Source organism: Mucilaginibacter aurantiaciroseus (assembly GCF_024055595.1).
GTDB lineage: Bacteria > Bacteroidota > Bacteroidia > Sphingobacteriales > Sphingobacteriaceae > Mucilaginibacter > Mucilaginibacter aurantiaciroseus.
Genome location: NZ_JAMXOF010000004.1, coordinates 23,818 through 49,467 on the forward strand (window position 1 = coordinate 23,818; position 25,650 = coordinate 49,467).

The following is a 25,650-nucleotide window of genomic DNA, read 5'->3' on the forward strand; positions in this document are numbered from 1 at the left end:
TTAAAAAGTTAAAGGCGTAAGGTTAACGGTAAAAGGTTAGTCATTGTTTTAAACCGGGGTTAAGCGGATTTTTAGGATTGCTGGGATTACAAAAGTATCACAACCAAATTCAATAACCCAAAAAACACAAACTCTGTTACCAGCAAAACCGGGGCTGCAATACTTTGCTTTTTAAACCGGAACTGCTCAAAAATGTATAACATGACCATGCTTACTAAAAACCAGCAGATATAATTTTTTAGCGGGATGGCGGGGCTGTTCCAATGCCAGTAATCAAATTTGATGGCTATGGGTTCTATCAAAAGATCCAGCAATACCAAAACCGCGGCACCGGTTATTACCCTAAAGAACGGGCTTTTTAAACGACTACGCTGCATAGCTACCCCGGTGGCATAAATGAGCAGGAACCAGTTTATGCCTATCATCAGCGGGATGCCGGATAATTTTACCCCGAGCGTAGTATCATAAGCATAACTCCCAAAAAGCCAGCCTTTGTGTACCCCAATCCACTCGGCTAAAAAGCCAAGCCAAAATATGAGCAATATAAAGATGCCGAAACTGCTGCTCAGTTTATGGTGACTAAATACGATCACGCCCAGCATCAGTAGTAAATGAATCGGCACGATCTGTAAAAACAGGGGTTGGGTTGCGGGCAATAACAAGCCTGCCAGCCCCACGATATGGAACAGGATAATAATGCCAATGGCTATCCGTGGCGGGATATTCATATCTTCCTCCCCTTCCATACGGTGGTTTTAGTGAGATGCCTTTGTATCGAGGTAATGCCGATAAGCAATAAACTAAACATTTGTACCGGGTGCAGAAACAGGTTAAGTAAAACGTTTTGCCCTGATGATAATGAGATCATGATGCGGGTAAGGCCGATCAAACCAACCATCATGAATATAAAGTTAAGGTTCATGGTCATAATCACAACAGCAGGGCCACCGATGATAAGCAACAAGTATATTAAAAAGCCAATGATATTATAATTAAACGCTGCCAAAAAGTTTTTGCCGAAACCGTTAATGGCCTCATCATAACATTTATACATGCGGCAACTGATCATGCCGTTGGCCAACAGGGCCTCACCGTTCAACTTGGACGCTTTCACCAGTCTCATAATCTCTACATCCTCAACTACCTTATTTTTAACCATTTGGTGCCATTGGTATTGGCGGTAATCAGTAGCAGTAAACAGCATAAATTGCCCGCTTGCTGCCGCTACCGATGCACTTTTAACCAGGTAAACCAGTCGCAAAGGCAACAAATTCAACAATATATAATGCATTAGCGGTACTACCATCATTTCGCCGGAGGTTATCATGGTTTGGTTGGTAAACAAACTCAGCAAACTTAACCCGCGCAAATTAACACGATGGACTGAACTATTTATTAAGCCATTGTAAACTTTTTCGTCGGCATCTAAAAACAGATAGTAATTGCCGGTTGCTAGTTGGGCCAATTGGTGGCAGGCATAGTTTTTACCCAGCCAATCGGTGGGTAATTCACCGCCTTTTATCACCTTAAACCGCTTGTTTTTCGCCCCAAAAACTTCACAAAGTGTATAGGTGTCATCCGTGGAACTATCATCCAAAATAATCACTTCATAATTTTGATAATCCTGATCAACAATGGATTGTAAGAGGGCTATTATATCTTGCTCCTCGTTACGGGCAGGGATCAAGATCGAGACCTTATCCTCGTAATGTTTGCCGATGCGCGGAAGTTTAGGGTTCGACATAAAATTGAACAGCGTAACCGTAAAGCGCAGGATCAGGAATATGAATGTTACTAATAGGGCGATGATCACTATACTACTGTTTTGGTTTGTTGCTGCTTGGCGTTATTGTAATGCTGCTGATAGGCGCTTTGTATATCAGGTAATTCGTTCTCAATTTTTAAATAAACGTTAACCGTTGGCTTTTTATATTGCAGGTTCTCAATAAATGTTGCGGCCATTATGGCTTGAAATTTCCCCGCTGCGGCCTGCATAATTTTCGACAAGCCTTTCTGAAAATCAACCTCATCAACAAAGTTGGAATATAGCTTTCCCTGCGGGAATATCAGCACCAGGTTTTTAGGGTCGTTTAGCAATTGCGCGGCATAATCCAGCGAGGCCAGCATCTCGCGGGAATTTTTACTTACCGAGAAAGCCCCCATATATTTAAAGAAGGACACCTTTTGCACCGTCTCTTCTATCACCATTACATTGAAACTTTTCTTAAAGACTTTCTCATTCAGGTAATACATTAAAAACCCATCCCACCAGCTAAAGTGATTGGCTAATAGCAGTACCGACTTATCCTGCTCCACTCCTACCCTATCAAATTTCACATCGTGGAAATTCCCCTTTACTATCCGCAGGATGTAACTATGGAAGAACCAGGTGATAATTTTATTTTTCTGCGGATAGATCATTTTGATTTTAGATTTCGGATTTTCGTCCCGATAGCTATCGGGATTAGCGTTTAAAATTTTTACTTAATGTTCCACATCTATCTGCGCTTTTAACGCTTGTTGATGAAAGGTATTTATCCGGGTTATCAGTTCATCAAACGGCACTTCGTTGGCTACCCCACAATCGAACAGGTGAAAAAACACCGATGGTTTAAGGCTTTCAAAATAATCTATCAGGGCGCAGTTATAAACGATCTGGCAGGGGCCTTTTATGTTTTTAATGAGGCGTTCAATGCCTTTTTCTACCCTAATTTCGGTGGTATGGTTCGAGATCAGTTCGCCTTGCGGGAACACCACAACCAGGTTCTCGGGGTCGTTCAGCAAACCTGCTGCATATTGCAATGATTTGATCATTTCGCGGGATGACCTGTTTATCGAAAATCCACCAAACAAGTTCAGCAGCATGCGTTTCTTGAGGTGGTCTTCCTGCATCATAATGTACAACTTCCTGTCCAGGTGCCAGTAGGCCAGGTAGTTCCCCCATAGGCCGTCCCACCAGCTGAAGTGGTTGCAAAGGAGCAATACAGAATGCCCGGGCTTTGGTGTAAATGGCATTACTACCAGCCTGTTAAAGGCCCTGCGCATGCGGAAACGCATGTACATGGCAAACCAATTACTAAAAAGTTTTACACGGCGGGCGGGTATCATCGCGGTAAATTTACTAAATACTCATCCAATTGTTTGGTAACCAGCCAATGGCCCATATTAACCTGGTGCACTTCGGCGTTTGGCAGTTTTTCAATAAAAGGCTGCGCTGCCTTCATCGGGAACAAATTATCATGCCTGCCAAATATCAGCATGCATTTTATATGGTGCTGATTGATGAGCTGCGCGATTTTGCCGGTATCGGGTTTTAACAAACGGATGAGGTTTAGGGTATAATACACATCCTGCCGCTTTTGTTCGGTATCAATTTCATTATAGGCGATGTGGTACAGGCTCTCGTCAATAAACTTTACTTTTTTAAGGTTTTTGAGCAGCGTTGGTGCAAGCCATTTGCTTTTAGTAACACGCTTAAAAAGGTACTTTCCTACCGGTTTATGTGTCAAAAAATGAAAGCCTTTATATATAGATAAACCATCAGGTGCCATCAATATCAATTCATCAATCAGCCCGGCGTATTCTTCAATCAATATCAGCGCAATGTTGGCACCAATAGAGTAGCCCATTACCGAGAAACGCTGCCTGCCGTATACTTTAAACCATTCTTCCATGTAGGCCCTTACCATTAGTTTGGGCATACCCGCTATGATCTGCTGCTCGGTCCAGTCGCCCAGTTTACTTTCGCCATGAAAAAAGTGGTCGAAGCCGTAAACGTGGTATTGTTTAAGAATTGAGTTTTCGAGCACGTGGAATTGCCTGCCCGTCATGCCATAACCGTGAAAGGCCAGCAGGGGTTTAATGCCGCTGCCGTATTCGTGATAGTGTGCCATACCTAAGTCGGGGATGTCCAAAAAGCCCATAGCGGCAAAATTAAGAATTACTCTTTTAATATGCATGCCATTTCGATGCGATAGCGAGAAATCTTGTTAGATAAGAATAGCGGTCTTTGTATATCTACAAAATCGCTCCTCGTACCTCGTTCGAGATGACATTTTAGTTTATGATATTAATGCCTCTCCTTAATATACTTTAATATAGTATCTGTAGCACCAATATTTTCAAAAACATACTCCTCAGCCATTTCTGAAATACCATGGCGCGCGGTTTCATCATTCATCAATAAACCTGCGACTGTATTTAGTTCTTCCTGCGAATTGATGCTGAACCCTGCCTTTAACTCCACCAGGTCTTTAGCTTCTTTAAATTTATCATACTTAGGACCAAATATCACCGGCATCCCAAAAGCAGCGGCCTCTAAAGTATTGTGGATGCCTGCGCCAAAACCACCGCCTATGTAGGCGATATCTGCATATTGGTAAAGGGAAGAGAGCATACCGATGTTATCTATAATGAGATTTGAGATGTTAGATGTTAGATTTGAGATGTTAGAAAACCTGATCGTGCTCTCATTCGGCAGCAGACTCATCAACCCATTTATTTTATCCTCCTCTACCTCATGCGGAGCGATGATGAATTTCCAACCGGGGTGTTGGGTAATTAATTCTGCTATCAGTTTTTCATCTGCAGGCCAGGTGCTGCCTGCTATGAATAATTTTTGCCTGTTTTTAAAGGCCGCTATCTGCGGTAACTCTTTAGTTTGTTGCGTATTAGCCCATACCCTATCAAACCGGGTATCGCCACTTATGGTTACATTGGTTATCCCCGCATCATGCAGTAAATGCTTCGAAGGAATGTCTTGCACAAAAAACCAGGTTACCAGTTTTAGCATTTTGCGATGCAGGCCGCCATACCATTTAAAAAACACCTGCCCGGGCCTGAAGATGCCCGATATAAGGTAGAGCGGCACATGCTGCTTGTGCAATTCGTTAAAAAAATGGTACCAATATTCGTACTTGGTAAATATGGCCATCACGGGGTTTATGGTGGTGATGAATTTTTGGGCATTGCCTGCCGTATCAAGGGGCAAATAATACACAGCACTGGCAAGCGGGGTGTTCTTACGCGCCTCGTATCCCGAAGGAGAAAAAAAAGTTATTACAATTTTATGTTGTGGGTAGTCGGCTTTTACGGCTTCTAAAACCGGCCTGCCCTGTTCAAATTCGCCTAAGGAGGCAAAGTGGAACCAAATGCTTGATTTTAACTGTTGTACTTGCTGCTTTTTGCGGCCCTTTATCCACAGTTTGGCTTTATTTTTATAAAGTGAAACCATATACACAAGTGTGTAATATAAAGTGATACCGATGTTGTATAGTACAAGCATTTTTAAATTTGTATTCCTATCTTCGTTCGGCATAAAAGTAATAACATTAATAACAAAAAGTATTTATGAAAATAGCTGTTGTTGGAACAGGTTATGTTGGCCTGGTAACAGGTACATGTTTAGCAGAAACAGGTAACCAGGTTACCTGTGTTGATATTAACGAGCAAAAGGTAAAAATGATGCAGGAAGGTAAGCTTCCCATCTACGAGCCCGGCTTAGAATTACTTTTTCACCGTAACATCAACCAAAAAAGGTTATTATTTACCAACAACCTGGCCGAGGCAATTGCCGATGCGCAGATCATTTTCCTGGCCCTGCCAACCCCTCCGGGTGGTGATGGTTCTGCTGACCTTAGCTACGTTTTAGGCGCCGCTAAAGACATTGCCAAATTAATTACCGACTACAAAGTTATCGTTACAAAAAGCACCGTGCCGGTTGGTACTGCCGATAAGGTTACCGCGGTAATGAACGAAAATACCAGTGTTGAATTTGCAGTGGTATCGAACCCCGAGTTTTTACGCGAAGGTGTAGCTGTAGAAGATTTCATGAAGCCAGATCGTGTGGTTGTTGGTACTACTGACGAACGCGCACGCAAGTTAATGGCCGAGCTTTATGCACCATATGTACGCCAGGGTAATCCGGTGATATTTATGGACGAGCGCTCGTCTGAATTAACAAAATATGCTGCCAACTCTTTCCTGGCTACCAAAATATCGTTCATGAACGAGGTTGCCAACCTTTGCGAACTGGTTGGTGCCGATGTGGATATGGTGCGCCGTGGTATTGGTGCAGATAACCGCATAGGTAACCGCTTCCTTTTCTCGGGTATTGGTTACGGCGGTAGCTGTTTCCCTAAAGATGTGCAGGCTTTGGCAAAATCTGCCGAAGAGAATAAATATGATTTCAAGATCCTTAACTCTGTAATGGAAGTTAACGAGATCCAGAAAAAAGTACTTGTTCAAAAACTGAAAAAATATTACAATGGCGATCTTAAGGGTAAACACTTTGCCATGTGGGGCCTTGCCTTTAAACCGGAAACGGACGATATCCGCGAAGCACCTGCTTTGTACATTATTGATGAACTGTTGAAAGAAGGCGCTACCATCAGCGTGTTCGACCCTGAAGGGATGAAGAACGTTAAAGCTTTGGTGGGCGATAAAATTACTTACGGCACCGATGCTTACGGAATTTTAGATGATGCCGACGCGCTGCTGATCGTTACCGAATGGTCGGCTTTCCGCACACCAGATTTTGAACAGATAACCGAACGCTTAAAAAACAAGGTTATATTTGACGGCCGTAACCTTTACGATCTTCAAAAAATGGTCGATCTTGGTTTCTATTATAACAGTATCGGCAGAAAAATAATCAGCTAACATGGCAGAACGCAAAAGAATATTAATAACCGGGGCAGCCGGTTTTTTAGGCTCGCACCTTTGCGACAGGTTTATTAAGGAAGATTACCATGTTATTGGCATGGATAACCTCATCACCGGCGACCTGCGCAATATTGAACATTTGTTTAAGCTTGAAAACTTTGAGTTTTACAACCACGATGTTTCCAAGTTTGTGCATGTATCGGGCGATCTGAACTACATTCTGCATTTTGCATCACCTGCAAGCCCTATCGATTATTTGAAGATCCCTATCCAAACTTTAAAAGTTGGATCGTTAGGTACACATAACCTGTTAGGTTTGGCACGCAGTAAAGGCGCAAGGATGCTTATTGCCTCTACATCTGAAGTATACGGCGACCCTAACGTTAACCCGCAGCCCGAAGAATACTGGGGCAACGTTAATCCTGTTGGCCCGCGTGGAGTATATGACGAGGCTAAACGTTTCCAGGAAGCTATCACTATGGCTTACCATACCTTCCACGGTTTAGAAACGCGGATCATCCGTATCTTTAATACTTACGGCCCGCGTATGCGCCTTAACGACGGGCGTGTATTGCCTGCCTTTATTGGCCAGGCCTTGCGCGGCGAACCATTAACCATGTTTGGCGATGGTTCACAAACCCGTTCGTTTTGTTACGTAGATGACCTGATTGAAGGCATTTACCGTTTGCTGCATAGCGATTACGCGCAGCCGATGAATATTGGTAACCCCGATGAAATTACCATCCGCGAGTTTGGTGAGGAGATCATTAAACTTACCGGTACCGACCAGGAAATGATAAGCCTGCCTTTACCAACAGACGACCCTAAGCAGCGCCGCCCGGATATTACCAAGGCACGTGCAATTTTGGGTTGGGAGCCAAAAGTATCGCGCAGCGAAGGCTTAAAAATTACTTACGAGTACTTTAAATCGCTGCCCGAGAAAGAAATACTGCATAAAGATTTCACCTACTTCAATAAACAATAGTATTTTCGGGATTTCATAGGGCGCGTACCGCAAGGTATGCGCCTAACCTTAAATCTATTAAAAATATCCCTATGAAAATTTTAGTAACGGGCGGCTTAGGTTTTATTGGCACCCATACCGTTGTTGAGTTGGTTAAAGCGGGTTACGACCCAATCATCATCGACGACCTGTCAAACTCCAGTGTAAAAATGCTCGACCAACTGGCCTGCATTATTAGATACAAGCCCGCCTTTTACGAATTTAACTTATGTGATGAAGCCGCCGTAAAAGATTTTGCAGCAAAACAGCCCGATGTGGCAGGTATTATCCATTTCGCCGCCTCCAAAGCGGTTGGCGAATCGGTAGAGAACCCGCTAAAATATTACTACAACAACTTCTTTTCGCTTATCAATTTGCTTAACGCCTACAATGGTAAAGCATTAAACTTTGTATTCTCGTCAAGCTGTACCGTTTACGGCCAGCCCGATATTTTACCCGTAACCGAAGATGCGCCAGTTAAACCGGCCGAATCGCCATACGGTAACACCAAGCAAATAGCTGAAGAAATCCTGAAAGATACGGTTGCCGCCGGTACTAACTACAAAGTTATTGCCTTACGTTACTTTAACCCGGTTGGCGCGCATGATAGCGCTTTAATTGGCGAGCTGCCAATTGGTGTTCCACAAAACTTAATCCCGTTCATCACCCAAACGGCCATTGGCAAACGCGAAAAAATTACTGTGTTTGGCGATAAATACGATACCCCGGATGGTAGCTGTATCCGCGATTACATCCACGTGGTTGACCTGGCCAAAGCACACGTTGCCGCGCTTAAATTAATGGAGAAAGATACTTTTACCGGTTACGATGTGTTTAACATAGGTACTGGTAACGGCTCAACCGTTTTAGAGGTGATCCATGCTTTTGAAGATGCTACCGGCGTTAAACTAAACTACCAGATAGGTGCCCCGCGTGCCGGCGACATCGAGAAAGTTTGGGGCAACGTAACCAAATCTACCGAGCAACTGAATTGGACGGCAGAACTTAACCTGAGCACCATGATGTCATCGGCATGGGCATGGGAAAAATACATTGCCGAAAACCCGTTATAATAACATAGCGCTATGAAAAAGATAATTATTACAGGTGGTGCCGGTTTTATTGGGTCGCACGTGGTGCGACGGTTTGTAACCAACTATCCTGACTATACCATTATCAACCTGGATAAGCTTACTTATGCGGGCAACCTGGCCAACCTTAAAGATATTGAGGACCAACCCAACTACCGCTTTGTAAAAGGTGATATTGTTGACCTTGAATTTATAAATAACCTGTTTGAAACAGAACAGCCCGATGCGGTGATCCATTTGGCGGCCGAGTCGCACGTGGACCGCTCTATTACCAACCCGCTGGAGTTTGTGATGACCAATGTAGTGGGCACGGTAAATTTGTTGAACGCCGCCAAAAACCTTTGGAAAGGCCGGTACGATAAAAAACGTTTCTACCATGTATCAACCGATGAGGTTTACGGTACCCTGGGCGATACGGATATGTTTACCGAGGAAACCGCTTACGACCCGCACTCGCCGTACTCCGCATCAAAAGCAAGCTCGGACCATTTTGTGCGTGCTTATTATGATACCTACGGTTTGGCTACGGTGATCTCCAACTGTTCAAACAACTACGGCTCTTACCACTTCCCCGAGAAGCTGATCCCGCTGGCAATCCATAACATCAAGCAAAATAAAGCTGTGCCTGTATACGGCAAAGGCGAGAACGTGCGCGACTGGCTTTGGGTGGAAGACCATGCGAGAGCTATAGATGTAATATTCCATAAAGCAGCGGTAGGTACCACCTACAATATTGGCGGCAATAACGAATGGAAAAACATAGACCTGATTAAACTGTTGTGTACTATACTGGATAAGAAACTGGGGCGTGCAGAGGGTGAATCGGCAAAACTGATCACCTATGTAACAGACCGCGCCGGCCACGATCTAAGATATGCGATAGATGCCACCAAGCTTAAAAATGAGTTAGGTTGGGAACCATCCATCACATTTGAAGAAGGCCTGGAAAAAACGGTAGACTGGTACCTTACAAACGAAAGCTGGCTAAACGATGTTACCAGCGGCCATTACCAGGACTATTATAAAGACCAGTATAACAATCGTTAAAGAAAAAAATGTTCGGACTATTTAAGAAGAAGGAAGCTAAACGGGTTGTGAATTTTGATTACAGCAATGTTATAACAGATATGCACTCGCACGTATTGCCCGGCATAGATGATGGCGCGCAAAATGTGGAGGAATCTATCTTCCTGATCAAAAAAATGATGTCGCTGGGGATCAAAAAAATTATTGCCACCCCTCACGTGATGATAGATTATTACCGCAACGATGCTACCAGCATAGGTAACGCCCTTGCCCTGCTTAAAGCAGAACTGGTTGCCCAAAAAATCGATATAGACATCTCTGCAGCTGCCGAGCATTACTTTGACGAGACCTTTGAAAAACGCGTTGAGGATGGCAATGTTTTTACTATGGGGGATAACTTTGTGTTATTCGAGGTATCGTTCATCAACCAGCCGCCAAATGTAATATCGGTTATCCAAAAAATGAAGGATAAAGGTTACAAGCCCATCCTTGCCCACCCGGAAAGATATGGCTATATGGATATAGAACAAATGAAAACCATCCGCAGCTGGGGCTGCGATCTGCAATTAAATACCATAGCACTATCCGGCTATTACGGCAAACACAGTAAAAAGATAGCCGAGGAAATGATAGATAACGAAATGGTTGATTTTATATCAAGCGACATGCACCACCCACGCCATGCTGCTGCTTTTGAGAGCACACTGGCAATGCCTTACCTGGAGAAACTATTGTTTGATTATCCGCTGAAAAATATAATGCTGTAATCAAAAAATTAAGATGTAATTGTCAAGAATCAAGAAATAAGAAAAGGCTTAGATAGCATCTCAGCCCTTTTAATTTTAATAATATTTTAGTCTTGATTCCTGATTCTAAAATTCTTGCTTCACTGCCTACTCGTATCTCAACGCCTCTACCGGGTCAAGTTTGGATGCTTTTTTAGCGGGGTAAAACCCTGATGAAAGGCCTATCAAGGTACAAAGCACTAATGCAGCCATTAGCCAAAACCACGGCACCACAAAAGTGCCGCTAATTTGCACGGCAATAAGGTTACCAATTGCCATACCTAATATAATGCCCATAACTCCACCTATAAGGCAAATTACGATAGCCTCTATCAAAAACTGCTTACGGATCACCGACGGCGTAGCGCCGATGGCTTTACGTAACCCAATTTCGCGGGTACGCTCAGTTACCGACACCAGCATAATATTCATTAAACCTATGGCAGCGCCAATAAGGGTTATTGCACCGATAGCTAAACCAGCCGCGGTAATACCCGCTAATTGGCCTGATAATTCCTGCTGAATGGAATCGCTACGAGAGATCTCAAAATTTTCGGGTTGGCCTATGTGGATGCCGCGGATGTTACGCATTAAAGATGTGGCTTCGCCGATGCTGGCATCAAGCACATCGGGGCTGTTAACGTTTAACGTTACCCCGAAAGATGGTTTAGAAGTAGCCGCAATTTGTCTTGCCTTTTGTACCGGGATAATACAAAATTTATCACCACCAAAGCTATTGCTGCCTTTTGCAGCAACCACACCAATTATCCTGAACTTACTGCTCCCTAATAATATCGATTTGTTGATCGGGTCTTCGTTTTTAAACAATTTCAGTTTAAGCTCGTCACCAATAATAACCACATTGGCGCCATGCTCCAACTCAGATGCCGAAAAGTTACGGCCAAGTGCCAATTTATGCCCTTTTATAGCCAGGTAATTTTCGTTACTGCCGGTTACGGATATATTGGGGTTAGTTTTAATGCTGTTGTATTTGGCGATGGCCGTGCCGGTAACACTTAAGTCGATGCTAATGCGGGCCGGCAGTTTAAAAAGCTTGGCGAAACGCTCTGCCTGGTCGTAGTTAATGGCGGGGTATATTTTACGGTGGCCGCCGTTACCAAAGTTGATGCCGCTGCCCCGGTTTTGTATGGTAAATGAGTTTGCGCCGAGGCCTGCAAAGGCATCGTTAGTATATTGTTTAACACCTTCAATAGCAGTTAAAATACCCACCAGGGCCATAATACCTATGGCAATAATTAACGCGGTAAGCGATGTACGCAACCGGTTACCACTTATGGATTGCAACGCGATGGCTATATTTTCTTTGTAGGTGGTTTTTACCGGCATGCCTTAAATATAAAATAACTCGGGGGTATGACTATGAGATGCGGGGGTTTGTTACAAGCAAACTGTTAATTTATTTGTGGGTATATTATTTGTTTGCCAACAAAAAAGCCCTCGTTAAAACGAGGGCCCTTATAACGTATATCAAGTTTTGATTATACCGAGAACGACGTACCGCAACCGCAGGTGCTTGCCGCGTTAGGGTTATTGAAAGTAAATCCACGCGCGTTTAAGCCATCCTGGAAATCAATCATCATACCGGCAAGGTATAAACCGTGTGCTTTGTGCATATAGGTTTTAATCCCGTCGATCATAAATTCCTGGTCGCCGTCTTTCTTTTGGTCGAAACCTAAAACGTAACTCATACCAGAGCAGCCGCCGCCTTCCACGCCAATGCGCAGGCCAAAATCATCGCCTAATTCTTGCTGGTCTCTTAATTTAAAAAGTTCTTTAACGGCACCTTCAGAAAAAGTTACCGGGGCAGTTAGGGTATCAACAATCGCGCTCATCTTATTTTTAATTAACTACACAAATATAAGGTAAAATGCGGATTTTTGCACCGACCGAATTATTTATGACCTCCGCATAACATTAACAAAAATGCAACTATACAGTTTACTATTAGATGTTTTAAAATATACCGTTGCCGGGATAGGCGTTGTATACATCGCTTTTTACCTGTTTAAGCCCTACCTCGATAAAACATCAAACTTGCAGGTGCTGGAGTTTAAAAAAGCCATAACCACCCAAACCCTGCCCCTGCGCTTACAGGCTTATGAGCGTTTGGTATTATTTACAGACAGGATAAACCCATCAAACCTGCTTATCCGCCTCAATGGCAATAGCTATTCGGCTGCCGAACTGCATAGCATTATATTAAACGAAGTACGTACCGAGTACCAGCATAATGTTACCCAGCAAATTTATGTAAGCCCGCAGGCATGGGCAGTTATCAGGCGTGTAAAAGATGATACTTTAAACCTGGTTACTAACGCCGTAAAAAGCATGCCCGAAAATGCTACCGGTTTAGACTTGGGCAAAGTGGTTTTAACACACCTAAGTAAATTAGAGGATAACCCTTATGATATTGCCATAGATATGATAAGGAAAGACCTTGAACATTTATTTTAACCGCCATGGCCGATAAAAAATTCATCACAATTTCGGGCATCGAGCTTAAGGAGGTTTATACCGAGCCATCGGGCATGACGGAACTGCCCGGGCAATTCCCTTACACCCGCGGCATTCAGAAAGACATGTACCGCGGCAAACCGTGGACCATGCGCCAGTACGCCGGCTTCTCTACCGCCGAAGAAAGCAATAAGCGTTACCATTATTTATTAAGCCAGGGCACCATGGGCCTTTCCGTTGCCTTTGATTTGCCTACCCAGATAGGTTACGATAGTGACCACGAACTATCCGAAGGTGAAGTTGGCAAGGTTGGCGTAGCGATAGATTCATTAAAGGACATCGAGATCTTGTTCGATGGAATCCAGTTAAAGGATATCACCACCAGCATGACTATAAACGCTACAGCGAGCACACTGTTAGCAATGTACATCGCATTAGCAAAAAAACAAGGGGCCGATCTGAAGCAGATCTCGGGCACTATACAAAATGACATATTAAAGGAGTACGCGGCAAGAGGCACCTATATCTACCCGCCTACCCCGTCCATGCGTTTGATTACCGATATTTTCGAATATTGTAGCAAGGAAGTACCTAAGTGGAATACCATATCTATCTCGGGCTACCACATCCGCGAGGCAGGTTCAACCGCCGTGCAGGAACTGGCCTTCACTTTAGCTAACGGCAAAACCTATTTAAAGGCAGCGTTAGAAAAAGGGCTGGATATAAATGTATTCGCCAAACGCCAGTCGTTCTTCTTTAACTGCCATAATAATTTCTTTGAAGAGATAGCGAAGTTCCGTGCGGCACGCCGTATGTGGGCACATATCACTAAAGAACTTGGCGCTACTGACCCGGGCGCGCAAAAATTGCGTTTTCATACCCAAACTGGCGGCTCTACTCTAACGGCGCAGCAACCCATGAATAATATAGTGCGCGTAAGCATGCAGGCCCTGGCCGCGGTGCTGGGTGGCACACAATCGCTGCATACCAATGGCTACGATGAGGCATTATCACTGCCTACTGAGGCTGCTGCTAAGATAGCTCTGCGTACCCAGCAGATCATCGCGTTCGAGAGCGGTGTTACCGATACGGTTGACCCGCTGGCAGGCTCCTACTTTATAGAAGCACTAACCGACGAACTGGAAGCCGCCGCGCAATTATATATAGATAAGATAGACGCGATGGGTGGCTCGGTAAAAGCTATTGAGCAAGATTACATTCAGCAGGAGATAGCCGCTGCAGCCTACCAATACCAAAACGACATAGAAAGCGGCGATCAGACACTGGTTGGCGTAAACAAATTTACGCAAGCCGAAGAGGTGAACCCAAATGTGTTTAGGGTTGATGATGCCATCCGCAGGCAACAAATAAACAAGCTTGTTCGTTTAAAAGAAGAACGAAATAACGATGCAGTGGTAAAAGCGCTGCAAAATTTAACAGTTGCAGCCCGCGGAACCGACAACCTGATGCCTTATATTTTAAATGCGGTTGAGTGCTATGCAACCCTTGGAGAGATAGCCGATAACCTGCGAAATATTTTTGGGGAATATTAATGAAGATTTTCTTGTTAGTTAAGAAAAATTTGAAAACATCCCAGCAAAACTAATCCACATTTTTGGCACTACCAATGTTTAAACTTTTAAAACCGCATTTCTGCAAAACTGGCGCATAAAAAGGGCTTCTGCATGCGAAATATAATGTTAATAACTTTAATATTCACAATCAAAAGGCATAATTTTTATAAATTTATTTCTTAAAATTTATTTTTTTATCCGCTTTTTTTTAGAATATTCGATGTTCCGAAACGGCACAAAAACAAGGCGCTTCGGAGACTGTAAATCAGGATATTACTTAATACATATATGGAAAAAACTTGTACTAACGTTTGGAATAGCTGCCTTCAGATAATAAAAGACAACATACCGGCACAAAGCTTTAAAACTTGGTTCGAGCCAATAAAAGCATTGCGTATGGAAGGTAGCGTTTTGACGATACAGGTACCAAGTTTATTCTTTTATGAGTGGTTGGAAGAACACTATGTAGGCTTGCTTCGCAAAACAATAAAGAAACAATTAGGCGACGAAGGCCGTTTAGAATATAATATTGTTGTAGAGCAGTCCACAAGCAAACCGTATACAACCAACATGCCCTCGAATGGAAATGGTGCTGAATCAAAAAATCAGTCTATGCCGATACCAATTTCGATAAATAAAGACATTAAGAACCCGTTTGTAATACCGGGCCTTAAAAAGCTGAATGTAGACCCGCAGCTAAACCGCAACTACACCTTCGAAAATTTTGTTGAAGGCGATTGTAACCGTTTGGCGCGTTCTGCAGGTTATGCTGTAGCTGCAAAACCGGGCGGCACATCATTTAACCCGCTAATGATATATGGTGGCGTAGGCCTTGGCAAAACCCACCTGGCACAAGCCATTGGTAACGAAATTAAACGCACCCTGCCGGATAAGCTTGTACTTTACGTAAGCTGCGAGAAATTTACCCAACAATTTGTTGACGCGCTTAAACACAATAACATAAACGATTTTGTGAACTTTTACCAAGCCATTGATGTTCTGATCATGGATGACGTGCACAATTTTGCCGGTAAAGAAAAAACACAGGATTTCTTCTTCCATATCTTCAACCACCTGCACCAAAGCGGCAAACAACTCATCATCACATCAGATAAAGCACCAAAGGATCTTGCTGGATTAGAAGAACGTTTGCTATCTCGTTTCAAATGGGGACTTTCTGCAGATTTGCAGATCCCTGATCTGGAAACCCGTATGGCTATCCTGAAGAATAAAATTTATCAGGACGGTATCGAGCTTTCAAACGATGTTGTTGAGTATGTTGCCCACAATATTGATAATAACGTACGCGAACTGGAAGGTGCAATGGTATCCTTATTAGCACAAAGCACCTTAAACCGTAAAGAAATTGATTTGAACCTGGCTAAGCAGATGCTTAAGAATTTTGTAAAAAATTCGGCCAAGGAAATTTCGATGGAATATATTCAGAGCCTTGTTTGCGAGTACTTTGAAGTGCCTATCGAAATGGTAAAATCACAAACCCGCAAACGCGAGATTGTACAGGCCCGCCAGATCTCGATGTACCTTGCAAAGGCACACACCAAAAGCTCGTTAAAATCAATTGGCAGCTTCTTTGGCGGCCGCGACCACTCTACCGTTATTTACGCCTGCCAAACCGTTGAAGACCTTATCGATACCGATAAAAAATTCAAAGGCTATGTAGCCGATATCCAAAAGAAACTAAAAATGTCGTAATCACGACTTGTTAGCTATTAGAAGCCCTACAGAGATGTGGGGCTTTTTTGGCTTAGAATAGTTTGTCATCCTGAGCGATAGCGAAGGATCTAATGTACACCATGTCAGTCGCAAATTAGATGCTTCGCTATCGCTCAGCTTGATAAATTTAATGGATTTTTATTTAAATTGCCTCAACCAAACAGCATAATTATGAAAAAACTATTCCTTGCAACCTTACTTATAGCATCAACAACAAGCTCTTTTTGCCAAACCGATAAAGACGATATCAAAAAAATAATTACCAATATGTTTGATGGGATGCGAAAAGGCGATACTATTATATTGCGCTCCACATTTCATAAAGACATGGTGCTACAGAGTGTTGCGAATAAAAAGGATGGCTCTACCACATTGGTTACTGAAAAGGCCGACGACTTTATAAAACAAGTTGGCACCCTCCACAAAGAAATTTACGACGAGCGAATCACCTGGGGCGACATCAAAATTGACGGCGACCTTGCCAGTGTTTGGACACCCTACAAATTTTACGTAGGCAGCCAGTTTAGCCATTGCGGTGTAGATTTTTACCAGCTAATGAAAACCGCCACCGGCTGGAAGGTTATTTATATTGTGGATACCAGGCGTAAGGATAATTGCCCGGAGTAAGGATACAATATAATGTAATTACAGAAGCGTAGCGACGTGGCAATCTCATAGGACAATCGGATATACTGAGATTGCCGCGCTATCGCTCGCAATGACATGGTTTTTTACTTTTACTCTTCTCTCCTGCTTCCTGCATCCCACTATCCGCATCTCTCATTGTAACATTCTGGATATCAAAAATCTGATGGGTTACTATCGGTTTCTGGTTGGTATAAATACTAAACCAAAAATCAACAATTATGAAAACAAAAATTTTTATCGCGATAGCAGCCATAGCGCTGTTCGCGGCTTGCAAAGGGAGGAATGGCCGTTACGAAATTGCAAACAATGATAATAGCAGCAATGCAGACACAGCAAGTAGCTCGGCCGACACTGTCGCCACAGCCAAACTGGTAAAAACTGCCGAAATGAGCTTTAAAGTTAAAAACGTACAGCAAACCGGCGACTCCATTTCCCGCATCACCTCTAAACTTGGCGAGATGGTTGCGCATTATCAAATGGGTTCATCCATCGAACGCAGCGAGTATATCAGGTTAAGTACAGATTCCGTTATGCGGGTATCCGCCTTTAATACCACTGCCGATATGACGGTGAAGATCCCGTCAGAAAAGCTGGAAGACTTTATGAACCATGTTAGCCACATGGGCATCTACGTAACCGCGCGCAAGATGGATATAGAAGACAAATCGCTGAATTACCTATCGGTGAAGCTTAAATTAAAGAACCGCCGCGAAATGGTAGCTCAGCAAAAAACAGGTAAAATAAAGATCAAAGACCCTGCCTCGGTGCTTTGGTTAAAAGATGATATGATAGATGGACAAATAAATAATCAGCGAATTGATGAGGCCGCGAATTATTGCGTAGTAAGCCTAAACTTTTACCAAAGCAATACTATTTATAAAGAACGTATCGCTAACGACGATCCGTCAGCTTACAAAATGCCTTTTGGTAATAGATTACTGATGGCACTAAGTAATGGCTGGTATTTGTTTGTTGAGCTGATATTGGGGCTTGCTAACCTTTGGGTATTAATACTTGCAGGGGCTGGGTTATGGATAGCGTTTAAAACTTATAAAAGAAAGTATCCGGCATTGAAAGTTTAGTTACTCTCATGAAGTATAAAAAACAAATCCAGGTTGCGTATATGAACTGCCCCCAATAAGTGTCCAACTTTTTGGGGGCAGTTTAATGCAACCGGGCTTTGTTTTTTGTAAATTTTAAAATCCTGTAAATTCTAATTTAGACTTAAACCGTCAATTTTTTATACCGTATACGTTTAGGTGCCACATCTCCAACACGTTTTTTATGGTTTTCTTCGTAATCGCTGTAGTTACCTTCAAAAAAGTAAACCTCGGAGTTACCTTCAAATGCCAGTATGTGGGTACAAACCCTATCCAGGAACCACCTGTCGTGACTAATGATCACCGCGCAACCACCAAAGTTTTCCAGTGCTTCTTCTAATGACCGTAAAGTATTCACGTCAATATCATTCGTAGGCTCATCCAGTAATAGAACGTTCGATCCTTTCTTAAGTGTAATAGCCAAGTGGACACGGTTACGCTCACCACCTGATAGAACGCCAACTTTCTTCTGCTGATCGGCACCGTTAAAGTTAAATTTAGATACATAGGCGCGCGAGTTTAGCGGGCGGTTACCTACCATTATGTTATCCAAACCGTCGGTAACGTTCTCCCAAACAGATTTGTTAGGATCAAGGTCATCATGCATCTGGTCAACATAACCCAATTCAACGGTATCACCCACACGGAAAGTACCTTTATCAGGCTGGTCCTGCCCGGTTATTAAACGGAACAACGTAGTTTTACCCGCACCATTGGGGCCAATAATACCAACAATACCTGCAGGCGGCAACGAGAAGTTAAGGTTCTCGAATAATACTTTATCGCCATAGGCCTTGGTAACACCATTTGCTTCGATAACTATATTACCCAAACGCGGGCCCGGCGGGATAAACAACTCCAGTTTTTCTTCCCTTTCTTTTGTTTCTTCGGATGCTAATTTGTCGTAGTTTGATAAACGGGCCTTTGATTTGGCGTGGCGGCCTTTCGCCCCCATGCGTACCCATTCCAGTTCGCGCTCCAAAGTTTTCTGGCGTTTGCTTTCGCTTTTCTCTTCCTGCGCTAAACGTTTAGATTTTTGATCTAACCATGACGAGTAATTACCCTTCCAAGGCAAACCTTCGCCGCGGTCAAGTTCCAGGATCCAGCCGGCAACGTTATCCAGGAAGTACCTGTCGTGCGTTACGGCAATAACAGTTCCTTTATATTGTTTAAGATGTTGCTCCAACCAATCTATAGATTCGGCATCCAGGTGGTTAGTAGGCTCATCTAATAATAACACATCCGGTTCCTGCAAAAGCAGGCGGCACAAAGCCACGCGGCGGCGCTCACCACCCGATAGTACCGAAATTTTGGTGTCTGGCTCGGGGCAACGCAGGGCATCCATAGCGCGCTCCAGTTTCACATCAAGCTCCCAGGCGTTCACCGCATCAATCTGATCCTGCAACTCGCCCTGGCGGGCCATCAGCTTATCCATTTTATCGGCGTCGCCATAATATTCTTCCAGGCCAAATTTTTCGTTGATGTCTTCGTATTCTTTTAAAAGCGCGGTAGTAGCAGCAACGCCTTCCTCAACAATTTCCTTAACGGTTTTGTCGGGGTCAAGCTCGGGCTCCTGGCTCAGGTAGCCAACTGTGTAACCCGGCGAAAACACTACTTCGCCAATATTTGTTTTATCGATACCGGCAATAATTTTCAACAATGATGATTTACCAGAACCGTTTAAACCGATAACGCCAATTTTAGCGCCATAGAAAAACGACAAGTAAATGTTTTTTAGTACTGTTTTTTGAGGAGGGTAAACTTTGCTTACCCCTGCCATTGAAAATATGATCTTTTCGTCTGCCATTGTTGGTTATAATTTTAGAGGAGACAAATATAGGATGGAAATTGATTAATTATCATCCTTAAATCGCAGTATTTTCTTGGGATCTTCTTATATAAACGGCGCGGCACTACCACGTATATAAACAACCGGCGGCATAGTAGAAGTTGTAATAATAAGCACTCCCGGGAATATCGTTTTAAAATATTCCGTTTCAGCGGCCCTTGTCAACGTAACTGTATATACCCTGTTTACCAGTCAGCATTCAAAATATTAATAACGGGCATTGCAAACTCTTTGTGGCCTGCATGGGCTGTAAAAATATTTAATAGGGATAATTGCTTAGTATCCATTAATTGTTTTAATAACTGATGGTCTTTTAATTTTATAAACATTGCCATATTAGGGTATACGCTATTATCCTTAATCTTTATATCGGCTATTTCTTTAGCATCAATGTATGCGAGGTAATTATTTATTGAATCCATACGGATAGAGTCAATAAATAATTCAGGTCGCTTAAAATGTTTTGCGTGGGGGGGGGCTTAAGATTCCGGGTTGCGAGTAACTTATAAAAGGCATTAGTATTAATAAGGCGGCCAGGGTTGTTTTCATTTGCCTATGGTTTATAATAGTGATGCGTTACAAGGCCAATTCCATAATGCGGCTATTAATTTTTATTTTGCGCTATGCAAAGAACAATACAGTTTGTTTTAAACCATCCATTTACAAAAGGGCACCGCTTAATCTCGCTGGCAAGGCTTTTTAAATGGCAGCTATTATCTCGGCTACGCAAACAGCCAGTTGTTCATCAGTTCACAAAAAATAGTAAGCTTTGGGTTTGGAAAGGGCTTACAGGCGCTACCGGAAATATTTATTGCGGCCTGCACGATTTTGAAGATATGGCCTTTTTATTACACTTATTACGGCCCAATGACCTGTTTATAGATATAGGTGCCAATATTGGCAGTTACACCATGCTGGCCTCGGCCGAGGCAGGTGCAAAAACAATTGCTGTAGAACCAATTCCGCAAACGTTTGAAAATCTTACAAAAAATATCACGCTTAATAACATTGGCAATAGAGTAACTGCATTAAATATTGGCATGGGGAGTAAAAAAGATGTTTTAAAATTTACCAAAATACATGACACGGGTAACCATGTGGCTACTAATGGTGATGCAGAGACAATAGGAGTTAATGTAGACACAATTGACAACATTCTTGAAGGCAAAACGCCGTTACTGTTAAAAATTGACGTTGAGGGCTTTGAAACGGAAGTTTTGAACGGGGCTGCAAATACTTTAACATCACCCGGGTTAAAGGCGATAATTATTGAATTGAATGGCGCGGGCAATAACTTTGGTTTTGATGAAGATAATATACACAAGCTACTGCTATCGCATGGCTTTAAAGTTGTGGGCTACCTGCCGTTTCAAAGGGTACTGGCTGATGCCACCCGCAAAACCGAACACAATACGCTATACATTAAAGACGAAGCATTTATAACTGACCGCTTAAAGAGTGCAGGCAGGTTTTACGTACAGGGCAGGCCACTATAGCAAAAAAGAGTAATTAACAGGGTGTGCGTAATTTTCATCACAAATTCATCTTATAATTTGTATATTTCATTGTAAATAGCTTGGTTTGTTAAAAAAGCGTTTATAACAGGCAACCCTTTCTACAGCGTATGCCGTATTGTCATAAACAATGACTATTTGCCTTGCTAAACGCTGGCATTTATATATAATTTGCAATTGGGTTAAACTATTTAAGCACCGGCTTATCAAATAATAAAGTTTTATCCGTTAAATATTAGTAATCAGGCGTTTTGTGGGTTTAAGAAACAAAATTCAAGCTCTTTTAATTTTATTTTAGCAGGCCTTATATCATCAAATTGTCTGTTTACCATAAAGCTAAAAAGTTGGCAATATTGTTGATAAATGTTAGAACAATAGTCTTGACAGATAAAAACAAATTTATAGATTAGGACGATCAATAATCAGAAAGGTATATATGGAAGCTAAATTTTCGCCACGGGTTAAGGATGTGATACAGTACAGCAGGGAAGAGGCGTTACGCCTTGGGCATGATTATATTGGTACAGAGCACCTTTTGCTTGGCCTTATTCGCGATGGCGATGGGGTGGCAATTAAACTATTAAAGGGGCTAACCGTTGATACCGCTAAATTACGCCGCGCCGTTGAAGATGCTGTTAAAGGTACAATTGGCACTAATGTACATATTGGCAGTATCCCGTTAACCAAACAGGCCGAAAAGGTTTTGAAGATAACTTACCTTGAAGCAAAAATATTTAAAAGTGATGTGATAGGCACCGAGCACCTGCTTTTGTCTATCCTGCGCGACGAGGATAATATTGCTTCGCAGATACTGATGCAGTTTAATGTAAATTACGAAGTATTTAAAAGCGAAGTAGAATCAAACAAAAATGATGTTACCGATGAAATGCCGGGTTCATCAACAGGTGGCGATGACGACTTTAAAGAAGACGATTCATTTAGCCAGCCTAAAAAAGTTTCTGATATCAAATCAAAAACACCGGTACTTGACAATTTTGGCCGCGACCTTACCAAAGCTGCTGAAGATGGTAAGCTTGACCCTATAGTGGGCCGCGAAAAAGAAATTGAACGCGTATCGCAGATATTATCCCGTCGTAAAAAGAACAACCCTATCCTAATAGGTGAGCCTGGTGTTGGTAAAAGTGCCATTGCCGAAGGTTTAGCCCTGCGCATTGTGCAGCGTAAAGTATCACGTGTGCTGTTTAACAAACGCGTGGTTACTTTAGACCTTGCCTCGTTAGTGGCCGGTACAAAATACCGCGGCCAGTTTGAGGAGCGTATGAAAGCCGTGATGAACGAGCTTGAAAAATCTCCGGATGTTATCTTATTTATCGATGAGATCCACACCATAGTTGGCGCAGGCGGCGCATCGGGTTCGCTTGATGCATCAAACATGTTTAAACCTGCCCTGGCACGTGGCGAGATCCAGTGCATTGGCGCGACCACACTTGACGAGTACCGCCAGTACATCGAGAAAGATGGCGCTTTAGATCGTCGTTTCCAAAAGGTAATGGTAGAACCTGCCACCCCTGCCGAAACGGTTGAGATATTAAACCGCATTAAAGAAAAATACGAAGAGCACCATGGTGTAACTTATACCGACGAGGCTATCAACGCTTGTGTATCTTTAACCACCCGCTATATTACCGACAGGTTTTTACCGGATAAGGCTATTGATGCTTTAGACGAATCAGGCTCTCGTGTACACTTGACCAATATCCATGTTCCGCAGGAAATTTTGGATATCGAACAAAAAATTGAGCAGATAAAATTAGAGAAGAACAAAGTTGTACGCAGCCAGAAATACGAGGAAGCGGCCAAATTGCGTGATACGGAGAAAAATTTGCTGGAAGAACTTGAACAGGCTAAAGCCGTTTGGGAAGCTGAAACAAAATCTAAACGTTATACCGTAACCGAAGATAACGTTGCCGAAGTGGTAAGCATGATGACCGGTATTCCGGTACAACGTGTTGGCCAGGCAGATAGCGCCAAACTATTAGCTATGGGCGATACCATTGCAAGCAAAATTATTGGCCAGGATGAGGCTATCAAAAAGCTTACCCGTGCCATACAACGTACACGTGCAGGATTAAAAGACCCTAAAAAGCCTATCGGTTCGTTCATATTCCTGGGCCCTACGGGTGTGGGTAAAACTGAATTGGCTAAAGAGCTTGCACGTTTTATGTTTGATACTGAAGACGCGCTGATCCAAATTGATATGAGCGAGTACATGGAAAAATTCGCGGTATCTCGTTTAGTGGGTGCGCCTCCGGGCTATGTGGGTTATGAAGAAGGCGGACAGCTTACCGAAAAGGTACGCCGTAAACCATACGCTGTAGTATTGCTGGATGAGATCGAGAAAGCTCACCCCGATGTATTTAACATACTACTACAGGTATTGGATGAAGGACAGCTGACTGATTCATTAGGCCGAAAAGTTGATTTTAGGAACACTGTTATTATCATGACCTCTAATATCGGCGCACGCCAGTTGAAAGATTTTGGCCAGGGTGTAGGTTTCAGCACAGCCGCGAAAACAACACAGGCAGATTCGCACTCCCGTGGTGTGATAGAGAACGCTTTGAAACGCGCTTTCGCCCCCGAGTTTTTAAACCGTATCGATGACGTGATCGTGTTTAACTCATTGGGTAAAGACGAGATCTTCAAAATTATCGATATCGAGCTTGGTTTCTTATTTGGCCGTGTAAACAGCCTTGGTTACAAGATAGAGCTTACTTTGGCTGCCAAAGAGTTTATTGCAGAAAAAGGTTACGACTCGCAGTTTGGTGCAAGGCCGCTTAAACGCGCCATCCAAAAATATTTGGAAGACCCAATTGCTGAAGAAATCCTTAAAGGTGAAATGACCGAAGGCGATACCCTGATGGTTGACTATGACAAATTGGCCGACGAGATTAAGGTTATCGACAAAAAGAACGAAGTCAAACCAGAGGAAGAAGAACAAAAATAATCCTTCCGGAATAAAGAATAAATTGAATCCCCGCTTGTTTTGCAAGCGGGGATTTTTTGTATTCATAACATATTAAGCACATGTTACTTCCCTTCGGGCGTATAATCAACGGGCAACATTTCTGCAACACGGCTTTTTGCCCAGTTACCTTCAAAATTTATGGCTGATGGGTTGATAACTATCCCATTACTATCAAATAATGCGTAAGGTGCATCAAATGACACTATGGTGGTTAAGTAATTGGGCATGGTTAACGAGCGAAATATTTTGCTATCCTTATCATCATCGCGCTTTTTGATGTACATCACGTATAGGCAATCGGTATATTTTAAAGCGTATACCCCTTTCTGATCAGTAAGTGCCGTAAAATCGGCAATGTCTAACGGCACATTCACCAGCGTTTGAAAGTATTTATCATTTAAGCCATTAAAATCAGGGTTAGGTTTCCGGATCAGCCTTAACACTTTAAAGCCATTTCCATCTAAATCATTGCCAACCAGCCCCCGTAAAAACTGCATGGACGAGCCCTCGTAAGCAAGCCTGCGGTTTTTCAGCCATCGTTTCCTATCCTTGGCAGATCCTTTCATTTCCTCGTACAAAGCCGACCCTTCAAAATAGACCAGGTTAATTTTGGTGTCTTTTAAAAACCGGCCTAACAGGTATTTTACCCGATAACCCAGGGCTTTGTTCTCTATCTCCAAAAAATCGTAAGACGAGCCCGTTAATTTACGGGATGCTTTATCATACTGCAGGCTCACCTCCCCGGGGTTAAGTATTTTACAGTTAGCCGCCATATCTGATGAGCCAAGGAACTCTCTTTTAAAAATATCGTAATTACGCGCCCAATTAGGGTCGGGACGTATGCTTACTTCGTTTAAAATGGTGGTTTTAGCGGTTAGCTTTATATCCGGCAGGGTAATGTTATCGCCTGCTGCCAATACTATTTGACGATAGGTTTCGTACCCAATTACGGTAACTACCAGCTCATATTGGCCAGGTTTTACGCCACGTAATATAAAAGCGCCGTCATTGGCAGATCTGTTGCCTACCGTTGCATTACTCAAGAACACACTTGCGTCTGCCACGGGCGATTTATCCGCGTTATTAGTTAATTTACCTGTTATGCTTATTTGAGCAATGCACGTAACAGGTAACAGTAAAAACGCCAACAATAAATTCTTCATAAAATAAATGTATAACTAATTTATTAGTTGTTTAAA

Annotated in this window: 23 protein-coding genes; 12 read left to right on the forward strand and 11 right to left on the reverse strand. The window is 42.8% G+C overall.

Annotated features, from left to right (window positions below; all coding sequences use genetic code 11):
* Positions 1-86: 86 nt before the first annotated feature.
* From NAF17_RS16090 to NAF17_RS16115, 6 genes are all read right to left on the reverse strand, one after another.
* Positions 87-746 carry a carotenoid biosynthesis protein gene (locus tag NAF17_RS16090; RefSeq protein WP_252759042.1) on the reverse strand — a complete coding sequence of 220 codons (660 nt, stop codon included), beginning with the start codon at positions 744-746 and terminating at the stop codon, positions 87-89.
* Positions 725-1,813 carry a glycosyltransferase family 2 protein gene (locus NAF17_RS16095; RefSeq protein WP_252759043.1) on the reverse strand — a complete coding sequence of 363 codons (1,089 nt, stop codon included), beginning with the start codon at positions 1,811-1,813 and terminating at the stop codon, positions 725-727. The genes NAF17_RS16090 and NAF17_RS16095 overlap by 22 nt, the downstream gene beginning before the upstream one ends.
* Positions 1,813-2,421 carry a lysophospholipid acyltransferase family protein gene (locus tag NAF17_RS16100; protein WP_252759044.1) on the reverse strand — a complete coding sequence of 203 codons (609 nt, stop codon included), beginning with the start codon at positions 2,419-2,421 and terminating at the stop codon, positions 1,813-1,815. The genes NAF17_RS16095 and NAF17_RS16100 overlap by 1 nt, the downstream gene beginning before the upstream one ends.
* A gap of 63 nt (positions 2,422-2,484) precedes the next feature.
* Complete coding sequence (locus NAF17_RS16105) at positions 2,485-3,108, reverse strand: lysophospholipid acyltransferase family protein (RefSeq protein WP_252759045.1); 624 nt, start codon at positions 3,106-3,108, stop codon at positions 2,485-2,487.
* Positions 3,105-3,959 carry an alpha/beta fold hydrolase gene (locus NAF17_RS16110; RefSeq protein ID WP_252759046.1) on the reverse strand — a complete coding sequence of 285 codons (855 nt, stop codon included), beginning with the start codon at positions 3,957-3,959 and terminating at the stop codon, positions 3,105-3,107. The genes NAF17_RS16105 and NAF17_RS16110 overlap by 4 nt, the downstream gene beginning before the upstream one ends.
* 110 nt (positions 3,960-4,069) lie before the next feature.
* Positions 4,070-5,284 (reverse strand): 3-deoxy-D-manno-octulosonic acid transferase, encoded by a 1,215-nt coding sequence (locus tag NAF17_RS16115; protein ID WP_252759047.1) that lies wholly within the window; start codon positions 5,282-5,284, stop codon positions 4,070-4,072.
* A gap of 65 nt (positions 5,285-5,349) precedes the next feature.
* Between NAF17_RS16115 and NAF17_RS16120 the strand changes: the two genes are divergently transcribed.
* The 5 genes from NAF17_RS16120 to NAF17_RS16140 all read left to right on the forward strand — a co-directional run bounded on the left by NAF17_RS16120 (position 5,350) and on the right by NAF17_RS16140 (position 10,550).
* A complete protein-coding gene (locus NAF17_RS16120; RefSeq protein WP_252759048.1) occupies positions 5,350-6,660 on the forward strand; it encodes a UDP-glucose dehydrogenase family protein in 1,311 nt (436 codons plus the stop codon).
* Position 6,661: 1 nt separating this feature from the next.
* Entirely contained in the window at positions 6,662-7,648 is a 987-nt protein-coding gene (locus NAF17_RS16125) for a UDP-glucuronic acid decarboxylase family protein (RefSeq protein ID WP_252759049.1), read from the forward strand.
* 71 nt (positions 7,649-7,719) lie between these two features.
* Positions 7,720-8,739, forward strand: coding sequence for a UDP-glucose 4-epimerase GalE (gene galE / locus NAF17_RS16130; RefSeq protein ID WP_252759050.1), 1,020 nt, complete (start codon positions 7,720-7,722; stop codon positions 8,737-8,739).
* A gap of 12 nt (positions 8,740-8,751) precedes the next feature.
* Positions 8,752-9,804 (forward strand): dTDP-glucose 4,6-dehydratase, encoded by a 1,053-nt coding sequence (gene rfbB / locus NAF17_RS16135; protein WP_252759051.1) that lies wholly within the window; start codon positions 8,752-8,754, stop codon positions 9,802-9,804.
* A gap of 8 nt (positions 9,805-9,812) precedes the next feature.
* The gene (locus NAF17_RS16140; protein ID WP_252759052.1) at positions 9,813-10,550 is read left to right on the forward strand and encodes a tyrosine-protein phosphatase; all 738 of its coding nucleotides are present in this window, start codon (positions 9,813-9,815) and stop codon (positions 10,548-10,550) included.
* A gap of 126 nt (positions 10,551-10,676) precedes the next feature.
* Here NAF17_RS16140 and NAF17_RS16145 read toward each other — a convergent pair whose 3' ends face one another.
* Both NAF17_RS16145 and NAF17_RS16150 read right to left on the reverse strand, forming a co-directional pair.
* Entirely contained in the window at positions 10,677-11,915 is a 1,239-nt protein-coding gene (locus NAF17_RS16145; RefSeq protein ID WP_252759053.1) for an ABC transporter permease, read from the reverse strand.
* Between the two features lie 152 nt (positions 11,916-12,067).
* A complete protein-coding gene (locus NAF17_RS16150; RefSeq protein ID WP_252759054.1) occupies positions 12,068-12,421 on the reverse strand; it encodes a HesB/IscA family protein in 354 nt (117 codons plus the stop codon).
* 91 nt (positions 12,422-12,512) lie between these two features.
* Between NAF17_RS16150 and NAF17_RS16155 the strand changes: the two genes are divergently transcribed.
* From NAF17_RS16155 to NAF17_RS16175, 5 genes are all read left to right on the forward strand, one after another.
* Entirely contained in the window at positions 12,513-13,043 is a 531-nt protein-coding gene (locus tag NAF17_RS16155) for a DUF7935 family protein (RefSeq protein WP_252759055.1), read from the forward strand.
* Positions 13,044-13,048: 5 nt separating this feature from the next.
* Positions 13,049-14,596, forward strand: a complete 1,548-nt coding sequence (locus NAF17_RS16160) for an acyl-CoA mutase large subunit family protein (protein WP_252759056.1) — start codon at positions 13,049-13,051, stop codon at positions 14,594-14,596.
* A gap of 309 nt (positions 14,597-14,905) precedes the next feature.
* A complete protein-coding gene (dnaA, locus tag NAF17_RS16165) occupies positions 14,906-16,330 on the forward strand; it encodes a chromosomal replication initiator protein DnaA (protein ID WP_252759057.1) in 1,425 nt (474 codons plus the stop codon).
* Between the two features lie 192 nt (positions 16,331-16,522).
* Positions 16,523-16,978 carry a nuclear transport factor 2 family protein gene (locus NAF17_RS16170; protein WP_252759058.1) on the forward strand — a complete coding sequence of 152 codons (456 nt, stop codon included), beginning with the start codon at positions 16,523-16,525 and terminating at the stop codon, positions 16,976-16,978.
* A gap of 239 nt (positions 16,979-17,217) precedes the next feature.
* Positions 17,218-18,081: a DUF4349 domain-containing protein gene (locus tag NAF17_RS16175; protein WP_252759059.1), complete on the forward strand. Its 864-nt coding sequence runs from the start codon at positions 17,218-17,220 to the stop codon at positions 18,079-18,081.
* Positions 18,082-18,223: 142 nt separating this feature from the next.
* On the opposite strand, the gene ettA is transcribed toward NAF17_RS16175, so the two are convergent.
* Together ettA and NAF17_RS16185 are read right to left on the reverse strand one after the other, a co-directional pair.
* Positions 18,224-19,906: an energy-dependent translational throttle protein EttA gene (gene ettA / locus NAF17_RS16180; RefSeq protein WP_252759060.1), complete on the reverse strand. Its 1,683-nt coding sequence runs from the start codon at positions 19,904-19,906 to the stop codon at positions 18,224-18,226.
* Positions 19,907-20,133: 227 nt separating this feature from the next.
* Positions 20,134-20,370, reverse strand: a complete 237-nt coding sequence (locus NAF17_RS16185) for a hypothetical protein (RefSeq protein ID WP_252759061.1) — start codon at positions 20,368-20,370, stop codon at positions 20,134-20,136.
* A gap of 201 nt (positions 20,371-20,571) precedes the next feature.
* On the opposite strand from NAF17_RS16185, the gene NAF17_RS16190 reads away from it, so the two are divergent.
* Positions 20,572-21,444, forward strand: coding sequence for an FkbM family methyltransferase (locus tag NAF17_RS16190; protein ID WP_252759062.1), 873 nt, complete (start codon positions 20,572-20,574; stop codon positions 21,442-21,444).
* A gap of 454 nt (positions 21,445-21,898) precedes the next feature.
* The gene (locus NAF17_RS16195) at positions 21,899-24,430 is read left to right on the forward strand and encodes an ATP-dependent Clp protease ATP-binding subunit (protein ID WP_252759063.1); all 2,532 of its coding nucleotides are present in this window, start codon (positions 21,899-21,901) and stop codon (positions 24,428-24,430) included.
* Between the two features lie 83 nt (positions 24,431-24,513).
* Here the strand turns inward: NAF17_RS16195 and NAF17_RS16200 are convergent, their stop codons facing one another.
* Entirely contained in the window at positions 24,514-25,614 is a 1,101-nt protein-coding gene (locus NAF17_RS16200; RefSeq protein ID WP_252759064.1) for a carboxypeptidase-like regulatory domain-containing protein, read from the reverse strand.
* Between the last annotated feature and the right edge of the window lie 36 nt (positions 25,615-25,650).

What these genes read in the sequence shown, in the direction of transcription:
- NAF17_RS16090 (WP_252759042.1), bottom strand. Translation starts at nt 746, where the DNA reads ATGGAAGGGGAGGAAGATATGAATATCCCGCCACGGATAGCCATTGGC.
- NAF17_RS16100 (WP_252759044.1), bottom strand. Translation starts at nt 2,421, where the DNA reads ATGATCTATCCGCAGAAAAATAAAATTATCACCTGGTTCTTCCATAGT.
- NAF17_RS16105 (WP_252759045.1), bottom strand. Translation starts at nt 3,108, where the DNA reads ATGATACCCGCCCGCCGTGTAAAACTTTTTAGTAATTGGTTTGCCATG.
- NAF17_RS16110 (WP_252759046.1), bottom strand. Translation starts at nt 3,959, where the DNA reads ATGCATATTAAAAGAGTAATTCTTAATTTTGCCGCTATGGGCTTTTTG.
- NAF17_RS16115 (WP_252759047.1), bottom strand. Translation starts at nt 5,284, where the DNA reads ATGCTTGTACTATACAACATCGGTATCACTTTATATTACACACTTGTG.
- NAF17_RS16120 (WP_252759048.1), top strand. Translation starts at nt 5,350, where the DNA reads ATGAAAATAGCTGTTGTTGGAACAGGTTATGTTGGCCTGGTAACAGGT.
- NAF17_RS16125 (WP_252759049.1), top strand. Translation starts at nt 6,662, where the DNA reads ATGGCAGAACGCAAAAGAATATTAATAACCGGGGCAGCCGGTTTTTTA.
- galE (WP_252759050.1), top strand. Translation starts at nt 7,720, where the DNA reads ATGAAAATTTTAGTAACGGGCGGCTTAGGTTTTATTGGCACCCATACC.
- rfbB (WP_252759051.1), top strand. Translation starts at nt 8,752, where the DNA reads ATGAAAAAGATAATTATTACAGGTGGTGCCGGTTTTATTGGGTCGCAC.
- NAF17_RS16140 (WP_252759052.1), top strand. Translation starts at nt 9,813, where the DNA reads ATGTTCGGACTATTTAAGAAGAAGGAAGCTAAACGGGTTGTGAATTTT.
- NAF17_RS16145 (WP_252759053.1), bottom strand. Translation starts at nt 11,915, where the DNA reads ATGCCGGTAAAAACCACCTACAAAGAAAATATAGCCATCGCGTTGCAA.
- NAF17_RS16150 (WP_252759054.1), bottom strand. Translation starts at nt 12,421, where the DNA reads ATGAGCGCGATTGTTGATACCCTAACTGCCCCGGTAACTTTTTCTGAA.
- NAF17_RS16155 (WP_252759055.1), top strand. Translation starts at nt 12,513, where the DNA reads ATGCAACTATACAGTTTACTATTAGATGTTTTAAAATATACCGTTGCC.
- NAF17_RS16160 (WP_252759056.1), top strand. Translation starts at nt 13,049, where the DNA reads ATGGCCGATAAAAAATTCATCACAATTTCGGGCATCGAGCTTAAGGAG.
- dnaA (WP_252759057.1), top strand. Translation starts at nt 14,906, where the DNA reads ATGGAAAAAACTTGTACTAACGTTTGGAATAGCTGCCTTCAGATAATA.
- NAF17_RS16170 (WP_252759058.1), top strand. Translation starts at nt 16,523, where the DNA reads ATGAAAAAACTATTCCTTGCAACCTTACTTATAGCATCAACAACAAGC.
- NAF17_RS16175 (WP_252759059.1), top strand. Translation starts at nt 17,218, where the DNA reads ATGAAAACAAAAATTTTTATCGCGATAGCAGCCATAGCGCTGTTCGCG.
- ettA (WP_252759060.1), bottom strand. Translation starts at nt 19,906, where the DNA reads ATGGCAGACGAAAAGATCATATTTTCAATGGCAGGGGTAAGCAAAGTT.
- NAF17_RS16185 (WP_252759061.1), bottom strand. Translation starts at nt 20,370, where the DNA reads ATGGATTCAATAAATAATTACCTCGCATACATTGATGCTAAAGAAATA.
- NAF17_RS16190 (WP_252759062.1), top strand. Translation starts at nt 20,572, where the DNA reads ATGCAAAGAACAATACAGTTTGTTTTAAACCATCCATTTACAAAAGGG.
- NAF17_RS16195 (WP_252759063.1), top strand. Translation starts at nt 21,899, where the DNA reads ATGGAAGCTAAATTTTCGCCACGGGTTAAGGATGTGATACAGTACAGC.
- NAF17_RS16200 (WP_252759064.1), bottom strand. Translation starts at nt 25,614, where the DNA reads ATGAAGAATTTATTGTTGGCGTTTTTACTGTTACCTGTTACGTGCATT.